This window comes from Dactylosporangium sucinum (assembly GCF_014647515.1).
GTDB lineage: Bacteria > Actinomycetota > Actinomycetes > Mycobacteriales > Micromonosporaceae > Dactylosporangium > Dactylosporangium sucinum.
Window position 1 is genome coordinate 208,671 of the sequence record NZ_BMPI01000008.1, and the last position, 15,069, is coordinate 223,739.

13 protein-coding genes are annotated in these 15,069 nt (G+C 71.7%); 12 read left to right on the plus strand and 1 reads right to left on the minus strand.

All coding sequences use genetic code 11. The annotated features are described in order from the left end of the window. Positions 1-169 precede the first annotated feature (169 nt). The 7 genes from IEZ31_RS10765 to IEZ31_RS10795 all read left to right on the plus strand — a co-directional run bounded on the left by IEZ31_RS10765 (position 170) and on the right by IEZ31_RS10795 (position 7,792). Positions 170-1,555 carry an aldehyde dehydrogenase family protein gene (locus IEZ31_RS10765; protein WP_190249636.1) on the plus strand — a complete coding sequence of 462 codons (1,386 nt, stop codon included), beginning with the start codon at positions 170-172 and terminating at the stop codon, positions 1,553-1,555. Then, positions 1,555-3,012 carry a sugar ABC transporter ATP-binding protein gene (locus IEZ31_RS10770; RefSeq protein ID WP_190249673.1) on the plus strand — a complete coding sequence of 486 codons (1,458 nt, stop codon included), beginning with the start codon at positions 1,555-1,557 and terminating at the stop codon, positions 3,010-3,012. Before IEZ31_RS10765 ends, IEZ31_RS10770 begins: the two co-directional genes overlap by 1 nt. Next, positions 3,009-3,962 carry an ABC transporter permease gene (locus IEZ31_RS10775; protein ID WP_190249637.1) on the plus strand — a complete coding sequence of 318 codons (954 nt, stop codon included), beginning with the start codon at positions 3,009-3,011 and terminating at the stop codon, positions 3,960-3,962. Before IEZ31_RS10770 ends, IEZ31_RS10775 begins: the two co-directional genes overlap by 4 nt. 11 nt (positions 3,963-3,973) lie before the next feature. After that, positions 3,974-4,912, plus strand: coding sequence for a substrate-binding domain-containing protein (locus tag IEZ31_RS10780; protein ID WP_229834649.1), 939 nt, complete (start codon positions 3,974-3,976; stop codon positions 4,910-4,912). A gap of 11 nt (positions 4,913-4,923) precedes the next feature. After that, complete coding sequence (locus tag IEZ31_RS10785; protein ID WP_229834651.1) at positions 4,924-6,711, plus strand: discoidin domain-containing protein; 1,788 nt, start codon at positions 4,924-4,926, stop codon at positions 6,709-6,711. Between the two features lie 67 nt (positions 6,712-6,778). Then, a complete protein-coding gene (locus IEZ31_RS10790) occupies positions 6,779-6,991 on the plus strand; it encodes a hypothetical protein (RefSeq protein WP_190249639.1) in 213 nt (70 codons plus the stop codon). Between the two features lie 366 nt (positions 6,992-7,357). Beyond that, positions 7,358-7,792, plus strand: coding sequence for an NUDIX hydrolase (locus IEZ31_RS10795; protein WP_190249640.1), 435 nt, complete (start codon positions 7,358-7,360; stop codon positions 7,790-7,792). Here IEZ31_RS10795 and IEZ31_RS10800 read toward each other — a convergent pair. Beyond that, positions 7,779-9,434 carry an alkaline phosphatase D family protein gene (locus IEZ31_RS10800; protein WP_190249641.1) on the minus strand — a complete coding sequence of 552 codons (1,656 nt, stop codon included), beginning with the start codon at positions 9,432-9,434 and terminating at the stop codon, positions 7,779-7,781. The genes IEZ31_RS10795 and IEZ31_RS10800 overlap by 14 nt on opposite strands. 112 nt (positions 9,435-9,546) lie before the next feature. Here IEZ31_RS10800 and ftsY point away from each other — a divergent pair, with 112 nt between their 5' ends. The 5 genes from ftsY to IEZ31_RS10825 form a co-directional block, all read left to right on the plus strand. Then, the gene (ftsY, locus tag IEZ31_RS10805) at positions 9,547-10,794 is read left to right on the plus strand and encodes a signal recognition particle-docking protein FtsY (RefSeq protein ID WP_190249642.1); all 1,248 of its coding nucleotides are present in this window, start codon (positions 9,547-9,549) and stop codon (positions 10,792-10,794) included. 59 nt (positions 10,795-10,853) lie between these two features. After that, positions 10,854-11,642, plus strand: a complete 789-nt coding sequence (locus tag IEZ31_RS10810) for a phosphotransferase enzyme family protein (protein WP_190249643.1) — start codon at positions 10,854-10,856, stop codon at positions 11,640-11,642. A 163-nt stretch (positions 11,643-11,805) separates the two neighbouring features. Then, positions 11,806-13,194 (plus strand): ammonium transporter, encoded by a 1,389-nt coding sequence (locus IEZ31_RS10815; protein ID WP_190249644.1) that lies wholly within the window; start codon positions 11,806-11,808, stop codon positions 13,192-13,194. A gap of 27 nt (positions 13,195-13,221) precedes the next feature. Beyond that, positions 13,222-13,560, plus strand: a complete 339-nt coding sequence (locus IEZ31_RS10820; protein WP_190249674.1) for a P-II family nitrogen regulator — start codon at positions 13,222-13,224, stop codon at positions 13,558-13,560. 27 nt (positions 13,561-13,587) lie between these two features. After that, on the plus strand, positions 13,588-15,069 hold a 1,482-nt coding region (locus IEZ31_RS10825; RefSeq protein WP_229834654.1), incomplete at its 3' end, for a [protein-PII] uridylyltransferase.

The window sequence follows — 15,069 nt, forward strand, 5'->3', positions numbered from 1 at the left end:
CGCTTGACTTCACCAGTTCGGCAGGTAAATTAACAAAGACCGATACAGCGGCCCACCCTCACCGCTGACCCTCGAAACATCTCGCCGGACGGCGCCGGCGGACCTGCCCTGCCCGGCAGCAGGGCGCGCCCGCGCAAGCACCGAGAGAGCTTCGAGGAGGGGCAGCCGCATGCCCGTGTTCACCGTGCGCAATCCCGGGACCGGGGAACCGCTGGGCGAGGTGCCCGCCCACGACGCCACCCAGGTCGCCGCGATCGTCGACGCCGCCCAGGAGGGCCAGCGCGCGATGGCCGCGCTGCCCGCCCACGAGCGCGAGGCGCTCCTGCGCCGGGTCGCCGACCTCGTCGAGGCCGAGCAGGAGAGCCTGGCCCGGCTGCTGGCGGCCGAGAACGGCAAGCCGATCACGCAGACCCGCGGCGAGGTCCAGGCCGCCGTGCGCATCTTCCGCGGCTACGCGGGCGAGGCGACCCGGCTCTTCGGCCGCCAGATCCCGCTGGACGCGATGCCGGGGCTGGAGCGTCATCTCGCCGTCACCATGCGTGAGCCGCTCGGCGTCGTCGCCGCCCTCGTGCCGTTCAACTATCCCGTCGAGCTCTACGCCCACAAGGCGGCCGCCGCCCTGGCCGCCGGCAACGCGGTCGTGGTGCAGCCGCCGGCCAAGTGTCCGCTCGCGGTCCTGCGGGTGGCCCAGCTCGTCGAGCAGGCCGGGGCGCCGCCGCACGCGCACCAGACCGTGGTCGGCGACGCGGCCGTCTCGCTGCGGCTCGCCGGGAGCGCCGGGGTCGCGGCGATCAGCCTCACCGGCAGTACCGCAGCCGGAAGGGCGATCGCGAAAGCGGCCGGCCTGAAGAAGGTGTACCTCGAGCTCGGCGGCAACGACGCGCTCATCGTGTGCGACGACGCGGACGTCGAGGAGGCGGCGCGGGCCGTCGTGCTGGGGCGGCTGGCCCGCGGCAACGGGCAGATCTGCTGCGCGGTGAAGCGGGTGTACGTCCAGCGGCGCGTCCACGACGCGTTCGTGGACGCCCTGGTCGCCCAGGCGACGAAGCTCACCGTCGGCGACCAGCTGTTGGAGCCGACCGATGTCGGGCCGTTGATCACCGAGGATGCCGCCGAGCGCGTCGAACAGGCTGTACAGGCGCTGGTGCACGACGGCGCCCGCCTGCTCGTCGGCGGCACCGCACAGGGCGCCTTCGTCGACCCGGCCGTGCTCGTCGACGTGCCGTCGGACAGCCCGGCGTTCGCCGAGGAGATCTTCGGCCCGGTCGCCCCGGTCGCCCGGTTCGACGACCCGGACGAGGCGGTGAGGATGGCCAACGCCTCGCCGTACGGGCTGCAGGCCGCCGTGTTCACCCGGGACGTCTCGCGGGCGCTGAGCATCGCGCGGCGCCTCGACGTCGGGGGCGTGGTCGTGAACGGCTCCACCGCCCTGCGCGCGGAGAACCTGCCGTTCGGCGGCACCAAGGACACCGGCGGGTACCGCGAGGGCATCCACGACACGGTCCTGGACTTCACGCGGCAGAAGACCGTCGTGGTGATGGACGCGTTCAAGTGATGCTCGAGCTGCGGGACGTCCGCAAGCGGTACGGCGGGGTCGAGGTGCTGCACGGGGTGAGCCTGTCGGCGTCCGGCGGGTCGGTGCTGGCGCTCGTCGGGGCCAACGGCGCCGGCAAGTCGACCCTGATCCGCATCCTGTCCGGCGCGGTCGGGATGGACGGGGGCGAGGTCCTCCTCGACGGGGCGCCGGCCGACCTCTCGTCGCCGCATCACGCGCATGCGCTCGGGATTCGCACGGTGTACCAGGAGCTGTCGCTCGTCCCGCAGCTCAGCGTGACCGAGAACCTGTTGCTCGGCCGCTTTCCCCGGCGGTACCGGATGATCGACTGGACGGCGGCCCACCGGCGCGCGCAGGAACTGCTGGACCGGGCCGGCTTCGGCATGATCGACCCGCGCGAACCGGCCGGCCGGCTGCCCGTGGCGCGCCAGCAGATGGTCGAGATCGCGAAGGCGCTGGCCGACGAGCCGAGGGTGCTCATCCTCGACGAGCCCTCGGCGGTACTGGCGGGCAGCGACCTCGACGCCCTGTTCCGCCTGGTGCGCGAGCTGCGCCGGCGGGGTGTCCTGGTGGTGTACGTGTCGCACCGGCTGGCCGAGGTGCTCGACCTGGCGACCGGCATCGCGGTGCTCAAGGACGGGCAGGTGGTCGAGACCACCGAGCCGGCCCGCACGTCCGAGGCCGAGCTGATCCGGCTGATGGCCGGTCGCCGGCCGGAGCGGATCTACCCGCCGCGCCGTTCGTCGCCGGGTGCCTCCCCCGGCGAGGTGCGGCTGCGGGTCGAGGGCCTCACCCGCCCCGGCGAGTTCACCGGCGTCTCGTTCGAGCTGCGCGCCGGCGAGATCGTCGGCCTGTTCGGCCTGGTCGGCTCCGGACGCAGCGAGCTGGCGGCGTGCGTGTTCGGCGCGTCGCGGCCGTCCTCCGGGACCGGCGCGTACGGGAACCCGGCCGACGCGATCCGGCACGGCGTCGCCATGGTCACCGAGGACCGGGCCGGCAGCGGCCTCGTGCTCGGCCTGGCCGTGCGGGACAACATCGGCCTCACCACCTGGCACGGCCTGTGGATCGACCAGGCCCGCCAGCGCCGCGACGTGGCCTCGATGATCGAGCGGCTGGACATCCGGCCGCCCGGCTGCGCCGCGATGCCCGTCGCGCGGCTCAGCGGCGGCAACCAGCAGAAGGCCGTCCTCGCCAAGTGGCTGCTCGTCGGCCCGAAGGTGCTGATCCTCGACGAGCCGACCCGCGGCGTCGACATGGCGACCCGCGTGGAGATCTACCGGATGGTCGACGGCCTGGCCCGCGAGGGGCTCGCCGTCCTGCTCATCTCCTCCGACCTCACCGAGGTGCTCGGCGCCACCGACCGGGTCCTGGTCATGAACCAGGGCCGGATCACGGGCGAACTGCCGTCGGAGGGCACGACCGAGGACCAGGTGCTGGAAAGGGCGATCGAAGCATGACCACGTTGGCGGTGCGGGTGCGGGGCCGGGACGTCACGGCGGAGCTCGCGTTCGCGGTGCTCGTCGTGGCGCTCGTGGCGGTGGCCGCGAGCACGTCGGAGAGCTTCCTGACCCAGACCAACCTCACCAACCTGCTCAAGCAGATGGTGACCACCGGGCTGCTCGCGTTCGGCATGCTCGTGGTCATCCTCACCGGCGGCATCGACCTGTCGGTGGGCTCGGTGGTCGCGTTCGCCGGCATCGTCACCGCCGGCCTCGCGGCCGACCTGCCGATCCCGCTGGCGATGGCGGTCGGGATCGCCGGCGGCGTCGCGTTCGGCTCGCTCAACGGGCTGCTCGTGGCCCGGTTCGAGCTGGCGCCGTTCGTGGTCACGCTGGCGTCGCTGACGACGATCCGCGGGCTCGCGTTCGTCTACTCCGAGGTGCCGATCTCCCCGGCGGATCCGGGGTTCCTCTGGCTCGGCTCGGCGATGGCCGGGCCGATCCCGCTGATCACGATCGTCATGCTGGCCGTCTTCGGCGTCGGGGGCGTCTTCCTGGCGCGGACGCCGGCCGGGCGCTCCATCGTCGCCATCGGCGGCAACGCCGAGACGGTCCGGCTGGCCGGCATCGGCGTGCGCCGGCACCTGGTGCTGGCGTACACGATCAGCGGCTTCTGTGCCGGCCTGGCCGGGGTCATCCTGACCAGCCGGGTCGGCATCGCACAACCGAGCGTCGGGGTCGCCTTCGAGCTCGACGCGATCGCGGCCTGCGTCATCGGTGGCGCAAGCCTGTCCGGCGGCCGGGGTTCGGCGAAGGGCGCCTTCGGCGGGGTGCTCGTCCTGGTCCTGATCAACAACCTGCTCAACCTGTACGGCGTGCAGAGCTTCTGGCAGCAGGTGCTCAAGGGACTGATCATCGTCGCGGTCATCCTCGTGCAGCGCACGCGGCGGCCGCGCTCCGCTCGATGAAGGGACGGCACATGAAGAAGTTATGGGCGGGCCTGCTGGTCGTGGGGCTGGCTCTGGCCGGTTGCTCCGACGACCCCGCGGACACATCGGACTCATACACCGTGGGTGTCGCGAACTTCCTGCTCAGCGGCCCGTACTTCAGCGGCATGGACGCCGCCATCGCCGCGCAGGCCAAGACCAAGGGCAACGTGAAGACCATCAGCACCGACGCCGGGGGCGACGCCGCCAAGCTCGCCGCCAACGTCGAGGACCTGCTGAGCAAGAACGTCGACGCGATCATCATCTCCGGCGGCCCGCTGGAGTCGGCGCCCGCCGCGCTGAACGCGATCAAGGCGGCCGGCAAGCCGGTCGTGCTCGTCGACCGCAAGTTCGCCGTCGGCGAGTACACCAGCTGGATCGGCCCCGACAACGAGGCCATCGGCAAGCAGGACGGCGAGTACCTGACCAAGACGCTGACCAACGGCGGCAAGGTCGCGATCATCAAGGGCGGCCCGGCGGACAACTCGATCGGGCTGGCGCGCACCAACGGCCTCAAGTCGGTGCTGTCCGGCAACTCGAAGTTCACGCTGGTCGAGGCGCCCGACTTCGGCAACTGGGGCTCCGACGGCGGCCTGACCGTCATGGAGGGGCTGCTCGCCAAGCACGCCGACCTGGTCGCCGTCTTCTGCGAGAACGACGCGATGTGCCTCGGCGCGCAGCGGGCGATCGCCTCGGCCGGCAAGAGCGGCCAGATCGTGCTGGCCGGCGTCGACGGCCAGGCCGAGGCGCTCAAGGCCATCCTCGACGGCACCAACTACGTGGTGACCGGCCTGAACAGCCCGAACGTCATCGGCAAGCTCGCGCTCGACCGGACGGTCGAGGTGCTCGGTGGCGCCAAGGTCGAGAAGGACACCGTGGTCCCGTCGCCGCAGATCACCAAGGACAACGCCGCGCAGTACCTCAACACCTGAGGAGGCTCGTAGTGAAACCCCGTGCTCTGCTGGCGGCCTCGTTGCTTGCCGGCTCGCTCGTCGCTCTTCCGTCCGCGTCCGCGTCGGCCGCGGTGACCTGGCGGCTGCTGTACTCGGAGAACTTCAGCCAGCCGATCAACAGCAACAACGTGGCGTGGGTGCGCGACACCTATGCCAACCCGTTCGACACCATCACCGACGACCCCGGCCAGTGGTACCGCAACGACTACGGCCCGGCCTGGACGACCCAGCTGAACTCCTTCTACACGTACCGCAAGGAGTTCACGCTCGGCCAGAACGGATGGCTGACCGCGTCGCTGTCGGCCCGCGACTTCAACAAGGACGGCGTCATCGAGTCGCCGCCGTCGATCACCACCCAGGCCCTCGGCGGGTCGAACGTCGCCGTCATGAACGTGCCGGAGAGCACCGGCGGCGCGATCTTCCGGCCCACCAACCGGCTTCCCGATCAGTACCGCGTGGAGTACAAGCTCAAGACGCTGAACTTCGGCGGCAAGCGCAACGGCACGATCAACTACGACGGCAAGATCAACGGATACTCGCCGACCGGCTGCAAGACCCAGCACCCGTGGGGCGAGGGCTCCAACAGCCCCGGCTGGAGCGGCGACGCCTCCGTCCCGTACTGCGAGTGGCAGGACGTGCGGGCCGGGCCGTACGGGTACAACGGCTTCCACTTCCTGTCGATCGTCGACTTCGCCAATCCGGCGCCGCGCAACAACCACTTCTGGCACTACCACCGCAAGGTGCTGATGGACCAGTTCGCCCAGCACCCGGACCGGGTCGGCAGCGGCACCGGCGGGCGCGTGTGCAACTCGAACACCAACACCTACTACAACTACCGTGACGGCAACTTCAACACCGTCAACATGTGGATCAGCGGGATGCCGAACTGGAACCCCGGCCCGGGCGGCCTGCCTGGCAACTCCCAGTGGTTCATGACGAGCTGCTCCGGCGGCGCGGCCGAGAACCAGCTCTCCAGCGCGGCCGAGCTGCAGCCCGAGCTGATGCCCAACGAGTACTACACGTTCGCGATCGAGCGCGACGCGACGGGCTACACGCTGGAGGCGAGCGGCAACTTCGCCCGCGTCGGCGTGAAGACCCTGCGCTTCTACCGCCCGTTCGTCGTCAACGGCGTGCCGATCTGGCACTACAACACGCAGGCGTCGGAGTACAACGGCCAGTTCAACGGCACGCTCACCCAGAACGACGACTTCGGCAGCGCGTCGTGGCCGAACCAGTGGCCGGCCGGCTCCTCGTACCCGGACTGGTTCGTGATCGGCGACCTCTACACCAACGTCTACGAGGGCAGCGCCTCCGTGACCGACATCAAGCTGTTCGTGCCCGAGACGGCCCCGGCGCCGAACCTGGCCCTGAACAAGCCGGCCACGGCCTCGAACCAGTGTGCCGCCTCGGAGGCCCCGGCGAAGGCGGTCAACGGTAGCTGGACGGGCGGGCTGTCCGACAAGTGGTGCGCGCTCGGCTCGGGGAAGTGGCTGCGGGTCGACCTCCAGTCGTCCCAGTCGGTCGGCCGGGTCGTCCTGCGCCACTCCGGTGCGGGCGGCGAGAAGCCAACGTGGAACACACGGGACTTCGATGTGCAGACATCGGTTGACGGCAATACGTGGACGACGGTGGCAACGGTACGCGGCAACACGGCGGACGTGACGACGCACACGTTCACCCCGCGGCAGGCCCGATATCTGCGCCTGAACGTGATCACCCCGACGAGCGACTCCGACACGGCCGCGCGGATCTTCGAACTGGAGGCGTACGCGAGCTGACCGTCCTGCTATGACGTTGGTCGATCTACCCTCATGCGGGCGAGGGCGGATCGACCAACGTCTCCGCGTGCCGCGCCGCACCGCGCCGCACCGCGCCGCACCGCACCGCACCGCGCTCGTCCGGGCCGGCCGTGCCGCGCCGTGCCGTGCCGTGCTCGTCCGGGCCGGCCGTGCCGTGCCGTGCCGCGCCGCGCTGCCGTGCCGCGCCGCGCTGCCGCGCCGCGCCGTGCCGTGCCGTGCCGCGCTCGTCCGAGCCGTGCTGTTCCGGGCCGTGCTGTGACCACCTCCGCCGGACGACCCGTTCCCGGCTCGCAGCCCGCCCTGGCTTCATGATCGATGGCGAGTTCTGGTCGCCATGGCAGCCAGAACTCGCCATCGATCATGAAGCCAGCGGCCGGAAGGGCGCGGGAGGTGCGCGGGGCGCGGGCGGGAGGGGCGCGGGCGGCGGCCGGCAGCGGCGTGGGCGGCTGGGAGGGCGTGGGCGGCGGCCGGAAGGGCGCGGGAGGTGCGCGGGGCGCGGGCGGGAGGGGCGCGGCGGCGGGCGGGAGGGTGCGGGAGGGGCGGAGGCGGCGGCCAGGAAGGCGCGGGAGGTGTGCGAGGGCGCGGAAGGCGGGCGGGAGGGGCGCGGGCGGCTTACCGTTGCACGGTGGCGGACGTGCAGGTCGCGGTCGGGGCCGTCGTCAGGCGCGGCAAGGACATCCTGCTCGTCCGCGACGGCGACGACTGGGCCCTGCCAGGAGGCGCCGTCGCGGACGGGGAGCCGCTGCTCGACCGGGTGGCCGCCGAGGCCGGGTACGCCGGCGTCATCGCCGAACGCCTCCTGTGGGTCGCCAGGTATCGGGCGGGTGGCCGGCGGTACGAGATGATCGGGTTCGAGGTGACCGGCGTCGGGCCGCATCGCGGCGGCGGTGAGTGGGTCGAGGTCGGGGAGGCCGCGCGGCGGCTCGCCGCCATGTGGTTCGCCCCCATCCGGGAGCCGGCCGTCGCCTATCTCACCGGCCGGGCCCGGGTCGCCACCCTCTGGTCCTGGCCCGACCTGGGCGGCGAGCCCGACACCGTCCCGTCTGTCAGTGCAGCGTGAGCGCGGCCACCTCGCCCAGCGTCTTGTCCGGCCGCGTCCCCTGGAAGTTGACGTGCGCCGATCGCCCCTGCAGCACCAGCAGGCCGACGGCGTTGCCGAAGTGCGGGCCGGCCAGCTTCTTCCAGCGCACCACCGGCTTGCGCACGCCGAACATGCGTGCCGCCCAGCGCATCATCCGGGCCGCCGGAGGATTCCAGCCGAACTTCATCGCCGGGCGGATCAGCTTGGGCATGTCGTTGTGGACCGGTGAGCAGGTCAGCTGGTACACCGGCGTCGCCACCTCCGGGCCCAGGCGCGCCTTTGCCGCGTAGGAGTGGTGAACGTCACCCGACAGCACGCTGATCGTCGCCGGGGGTGGCGCCACGCCGCCCTGGCCCGCCCCGATCTGGCTCAGCAGGGCCGACAAGGCGTCGAACGAGCGGCCGAACGCGGCCCAGTGTTCCAGGTCGACGGCCTGGCGGAGCTTCTCGCCCAGGCGGCCGACCCAGGGGCGCGGCGACTCCGCCAGCTTCTCGGTCGTCGCCTCCAGGTGGTGGATGGCCGGCGGCAGCAGCCACGGCAGGGACGAGCCGATCAACAGGTGGTCGTAGTCGCCCGGCAGCTGCTTGGCGAACCAGGCCCACTCGCTGTCCAGCAGCATCGCCCGCTTGCCCTGCTCCAGCTCGCGGGCGGCCCGGTTGTCGACCATCACCAGGCGGGTGCGGTCGATGTCGACGGTGTAGCTCCAGCGGTACGAGCCGCGGTCGCGGTCGGCGCGCGAGCCGAACTCGTCGAGGATCTCCGTCGCGTCGCCCGCCGAGACGACCGCCGCGTAGATCGGGCACTCCGCCAGCGCGCCGGGTGAGAGGTTGCCCAGGTGCTGGTACACCCAGTACGACGCCAGGCCGGCCTGGATGCGCTGCGGCCACCAGCTGAGCTGCTCCATCTGCTCGCGCCAGCGCTGCGAGGTGTTCCAGTCGTCGATGATCTCGTGGTCGTCGAAGATCATCACACTCGGTACCGTGGAAAGCAGCCAGCGGATCTCCGGATCGGTCCACGAGTCGAGGTACAGCTTCGTGTACTCGTGGAAGTCCACGACCTGGGTCGAGGGCGCGTCGGCGCGGCGGCTGGACCGGCGGTTCCTCAGCCAGCGCTGGATCTTCTCCGGGGTCTCGTCGGCGTACACCTGGTCGCCGAGCAGGACCAGCAGGTCGGGCCACTCGGTGGGGGCCGCGGAGCGGATCGACTCGATGAGCCGCCCCGAGTAGGCGTCGAGGGCGTCCGGGGGATAGCGGGTGACGCTCAGCGGGCTCGCCTCCCGGCAGGAGCCGAACACGAGCCGCACCGGCGCGCCCGGGGGACGGGTGCGGATGACCGGGGGCGGCGCCGGGTCGTCCGGCCGGGGCCAGACCTGGACCCCGTCGATCTTCACGGTGTACTGCGTGACCGCCGCCTCGGGCAGCCCCGAGACCACGACGAGGGCGTAGTGGTGACCGTGGACCGAGAAGGTCCGGGCGGCCCCGCCGGCGGGCGCGGCGTCGACCTCGACCGTCGCGGGGCGGGCGGTCTCCACCCAGATCGTCGCCTTGTCGTCCTCGACTCGCCGGAGGACCGGGCCGAGGACGAGGACACCCTGGTCGGCGTCGAGATCGGCTTCGGGCATGGTTCGGGGACCTCCCGGGGTGGTGCGGGCGGGGTGCCTTCGAATGATCCTGCCCGGATCGTCTCGGCGCCACCGCAAGCCGGTTGCCGCAGCGTCTGGGAGGATTCGTGACATGGAGTCGTACATCGTCTTCGGCCTGGTGCTGCTCGTCGTCGTGATCGGGGCCACGCTCGCGCTCATCGCACCCCGGTATCGCAAGCCCCCGACCCTGCCTCCGACCGAGGAGAAGCCGGCGGCACCCACGAAGCAGGCTCCGCCTGTCGTATCGGCACCCCCGGCTCCTCCGGAGGTGGCCCAGGCTCCTCCGGAGGTGGCCCAGGCTCCTCCGGAGGCGGCCCAGGCGCCCCCGGAGGTGGTCGAGGCGCCGCCGCCCGTGGTCGAGGCACCTCCGCCGGTCGTGGAGGCGCCGCCGCCCGTCATCGAGAAGCCGGAGCCGACCGCCGGCCGCCTGGTGCGGCTGCGGGCCCGCCTCTCGCGCTCGCAGAACGTCTTCGGCAAGGGCCTGCTCGCCCTGCTCTCCCGCGACAAGCTCGACGACGACACCTGGGACGAGGTGGAGGAGACCCTGATCGGCGCCGACGTCGGCGTCGCCGCCACCACCGAGATCGTCGGCAAGCTCCGCGAGCGGGCCCGCATCCACGGCACCGCGAGCGCCACCGAGCTGCGGTCGATGCTGGCCGCCGAGCTGGTTGCCGCGCTGGACCCGCAGATGGACCGCAGTCTCGCCGCCACGCCGCGTGACGGGCGCCCGGCTGTGCTGCTCGTCGTCGGGGTCAACGGCGCCGGCAAGACCACGACCTGCGGCAAGATCGCCCGCGTGCTCGTCGCCGACGGTCACACGGTCGTGCTGGGCGCGGCCGACACGTTCCGCGCCGCCGCCGCCGAGCAGCTCGCGACCTGGGCCGGCCGGGTGGGCGCCGACGTCGTCCGGGGACCCGAGGGGGCGGATCCGGCCTCGGTCGCGTTCGACGCGGTCAAACGGGGTATTGACGCGGGTGTGGACACGGTGCTCATCGACACCGCCGGGCGGTTGCAGAACAAGATCGGCCTCATGGACGAGCTGGGCAAGGTCAAGCGGGTGATCGAGAAGCACGGACCGGTCGACGAGACGCTGCTCATCCTCGACGCCACCACCGGCCAGAACGGTCTTGAGCAGGCCAGGGTGTTCACCGAGGTGGTGGACGTCACCGGCGTGGTGCTGACGAAACTGGACGGCACCGCGAAGGGTGGCATCGTCATCGCGGTACAGCGCAAACTGGGCATTCCGGTGAAGCTCGTCGGTTTGGGGGAGGGGCCCGACGACCTCGCTCCGTTCGATGCCCGACAGTTCGTCGACGCGCTCGTTGGCACGGACGCGTAACCTCGGACGGTACCTTGGGACCGTAAGTCCCCCCGGTCTGGTCAACGAAGGACGATCACGTGACGCAGCAGGAGATCCCGCTCCACGGCGGGAACACCTCCGTCGTGGTGCGCTCGGGCGACACGGTGCGCCGCAACGCGGGCCCATGGACCCCCGCGGTGCACGCCCTGCTGCGCCACCTGGAGTACGTCGGGTTCACCGGCGCGCCGCGGGCCTTCGGCATCGACGAGCGGGGCCGTGAGGTGCTCTCGTATCTCGAAGGGGAGTGCGGGGAGTATCCGTTGGCCCCGCACTGGGTGACCGACGAGGCGATGGTCACCGTGGCCACCATGCTGCGGATGTTCCACGACGCCCAGGCCGGGTTCCGGCCGCCGCCCAACGCGGTCTGGCGCTCGTTCGGCCCCCCGCCGCCCGACACCGAGGTCATCTGCCACCACGACGCCGCGCCGCACAACGTCATCTGGCGGCCCGACGGCACGCTGTCGCTGATCGACTTCGACCTGGCCTCGCCCGGCGCCCGGATCTACGACGTGGCCTACGCGGCGTGGACGTGGGTGCCGCTGTTCTCCGACCGCGACTCCTACACGCTCGGCTGGAAGCGGCCCAACCGGCCGCGGCGGCTGCGGATGTTCGCCGACGCCTATGGCCTGACCCCGCGCGACCGGCACCGCCTCGTGCGGGTGATTCGCAAGCGGATCGTCGACCACATCGAGGGCATTCGTCGTATGGCGGCCGCCGGAGACCCCGCTTTCGTGCGGATCGTGCACAAGGGGCATCTCCGCCGTCCTGTGCGCGACCTGCGACTTATCGACTACGAGCGCCACACGCTGGAGTACGCACTTCGATAGAGCGTGAGCGTTTCTTCACACGCTGGAAACATGACGTGACGCGGTAGAAACCGCGCGGCGCCGGTGCGCGAAACGTGCGACATGAAAGCTCTCGCGCAACCGGCTGAAGGGCGATGCTGCTCCGAAGGTCGGGAGGGAGGATCTCGACTACTAGGAGGCCAGCGTGCCTGAAGCGACCATCGATACCGGCAACACTGCATGGTTGCTGGTATCGACCGCGCTCGTGCTGCTCATGACGCCGGGTCTGGCACTGTTCTACGGTGGCCTGAACCGCTCCAAGGGCGTCCTGAACATGATGATGATGAGCTTCTCGACGATCGGGCTCGTCAGCGTCCTGTGGCTGTTCTACGGGTTCAGCGCCGCCTTCGGCGCGGACTCCGCGGGCGGGTTGTTCGGTGACCTGGGGCAGTACTTCGGCTCCAAGACCTACATCGACCAGTTCTGGGGCGCGACCGCCGAGAGCCCCAGCGGCATCGGCATCCCCACCTATGTCTTCATGGTGTTCCAGATGACGTTCGCCGTCATCACGGTCGCCCTGATCAGCGGCGCGATCTCGGACCGCGCGAAGTTCGGCGGCTGGCTGCTCTTCGCGTTCGGCTGGGCCACGCTGGTCTACTTCCCGGTCGCCCACAACGTGTGGGGCGGCGGCTGGATCGCCCAGAAGCTCCACCCGCTCGACTTCGCCGGTGGTACCGCGGTCCACATCAACGCCGGTGCGGCCGCGCTCGGCGTGGCACTGGTCCTCGGCAAGCGCATCGGCTGGCCGCGGGAGAGCATGAAGCCGCACAACGTGCCGTTCGTCGCCCTGGGCGCCGGCCTGCTGTGGTTCGGCTGGTTCGGCTTCAACGCCGGCTCGGAGCTGACCGTCGACGGCGTCACCGGCCTGGCCTTCGTCAACACGCAGGTCGCGACCGCCGCCGCCGTGCTCGGCTGGGTCATCGTCGAGTGGATCCGCGACCGTAAGCCGACCCTCGTCGGCGCCTCCTCCGGCGCGATCGCCGGCCTGGTCGCGATCACCCCCGCGTGTGGCTTCATCGACTCGTGGGCGGCCGTCCTGCTCGGCCTCGTCGCCGGCATCGTCTGCGCCCTGGCCGTCAGCCTGAAGTACCGCTTCGGCTTCGACGACTCGCTCGACGTGGTCGGCGTCCACTTCGTCGGTGGCTGGATCGGCTCCCTCTGGCTCGGCTTCTTCGCCAACCCCGACCTGAACTCGGCCATCACCGGCGCCCTGGGCGCGAAGGCCGGCCTGTTCAACGGCGGCGGCGCGGCGCAGCTGGGCGCGCAGGCCGGTGCCAGCGCTATCGTGACGGTTTACTCCTTCGTCGTCGCCTTCGTCCTGGCCTTCATCATCGAGAAGACGATGGGCTTCCGGGTCAACGCCGAGGCCGAGGTCGAGGGCATCGACATCGCCGAGCACGCCGAGAGCGGCTACGACCTGACCCCGGCGAGCGGTAGCAGCGGCGGCGCGTTCGCGATGGCGGGCATCGGAGCGAGCAAGACAGCACCAGCGCCGGCGGCGGAAGCCCCGGCGTCCGAAAAGGTAGCCGGATAGCGTCGAGGGATGTCGGAGGGAATGGGCATGAAGCTGGTGACCGCGGTCATCAAGCCGTACCAGCTCGACGCGGTGAAAGAGGCGCTCCACGCCCTGGGCGTGGCCGGCCTGACCGTGAGCGAGGTTCAGGGCTACGGCCGTCAGAAGGGCCACACCGAGGTCTACCGCGGTGCGGAGTACACGGTGGAGTTCGTCCCGAAGATCCGGGTCGAGATCGTCACGGACGAGCTCGACTTCGAGAAGGTCGTGGACGCCATCGTGACCGCCGCCCGCACGGGCAAGATCGGTGATGGCAAGGTCTGGGTCACCTCGGTCGACGAGGTGGTCCGGGTCCGCACCGGCGAGCGTGGGCTCGACGCCCTGTAAGCCGCTGCGATCTCTACGCTGAAGCACATGACGCAACCGCCGGCGCCCGCTCCGGTCCTCTCGACCGGGGCGGGCGCCGCCGCGCGCGCCGAACGCTCGGCCGCGCTCGACGGCTGGCTCGCCAAGGTCTACGCCGAGGCGGGCGGCACCACAGACGGCCTGGCCCTGGCCGCCGTCGGCGGCCTGGGGCGGCGCGAGTGCGCCCCGCGCAGCGACCTGGACCTCGTCCTGCTGCACACCGGCGACGCTGCGGTGGCCGACGAGCTCGGGACCCGCATCTGGTATCAGGTGTGGGACGCCAAGTTCGCCCTCGACCACTCCACCCGCAGCCCCGCGCAGGCGCTGGCGATCGCCCGCGAGGACCTCAAGGTCGCTCTGGGCCTGCTCGACGCCCGCCTCGTGGCCGGTGACGCGGCGCTGCTGCAGACGCTGCATGCCGACGCCGTCGCCCAGTGGCGCCGCGAGGCCCGCACGCTGCTCCCGGCCCTGCGAAAGCTCACCCAGGACCGCTGGAAGGCCCACGGCGAGCTGGCATTCCTGCTGGAAGGGGACGTGAAGGAGTCCCGCGGCGGGCTGCGGGACTTCGGTGTACTGCGGGGAATCGGTTTCGCCGGCGTCGCCGACGGCCCGCGACCGGCCGTCCGGGGCGCCCACCTGACCCTGCTCGACGTCCGCGACACCCTGCACGCCGTGCGCGGCCGCCGCGTCGACCGGCTCCTCGCCCAGGACCGGGACGAGGTCGCCGAGCTGCTCGACCTGGGCGACCGCGACGAGGTGCTGCGGCGCATCGCCGAGGCCGCCCGCACCATCGCCTACGCCAGCGACGACGCCTGGCGGGCCGTCGAGCGCTGGGCGGCGCCGCGCGGGCACGCCGAGCGCCGCCCGCTCGCCCGCGACGTCGTCGAGCAGAACGGCGAGGTCGTGCTCGCCCGCACCGCGGTCACCCCGCGCCCCGATCCGGTTCTCCCGCTGCGGGTCGCCGCGGCCGCCGCCCGGGCCGAGCTGCCGATCTCGCACGCCACGCTGGAGTGGCTCGGCGGCTTCACCGGCCCGATGCCGCAGCCCTGGCCCGCCCCGGCCCGCGACGCCCTGCTCACCCTGCTGGGCAGCGGCCCGTCGATGATCGAGGTCTGGGAGGCCTGCGACCGGTACGGGCTGGTCGTCAACTGGCTGCCCGAGTGGGCCCGCGTGCGCAGCCTGCCCCAGCACAACCCGGTGCACCTGTTCACCGTCGACCGGCACCTGGTCGAGACGGCCCGCCAGGCCGCCGCCCTCGCGCGCGACGTCGACCGGCCCGACCTGCTCGTCCTCTGCGGCCTGCTGCACGACATCGGCAAGGGCCTGCCCGGCGACCACAGCGTGGTCGGCGCCCCGATCGCGGCCCGGATCGCCGCCCGGCTGGGCCTGCCGCCCGCCGAGGTGGCCCAGGTCGAGAAGGTCGTCCGCCTGCACCTGCTGCTGCCCGACACGGCCACCCGCCGCGACCTCTCCGACCCGCAGACGATCACC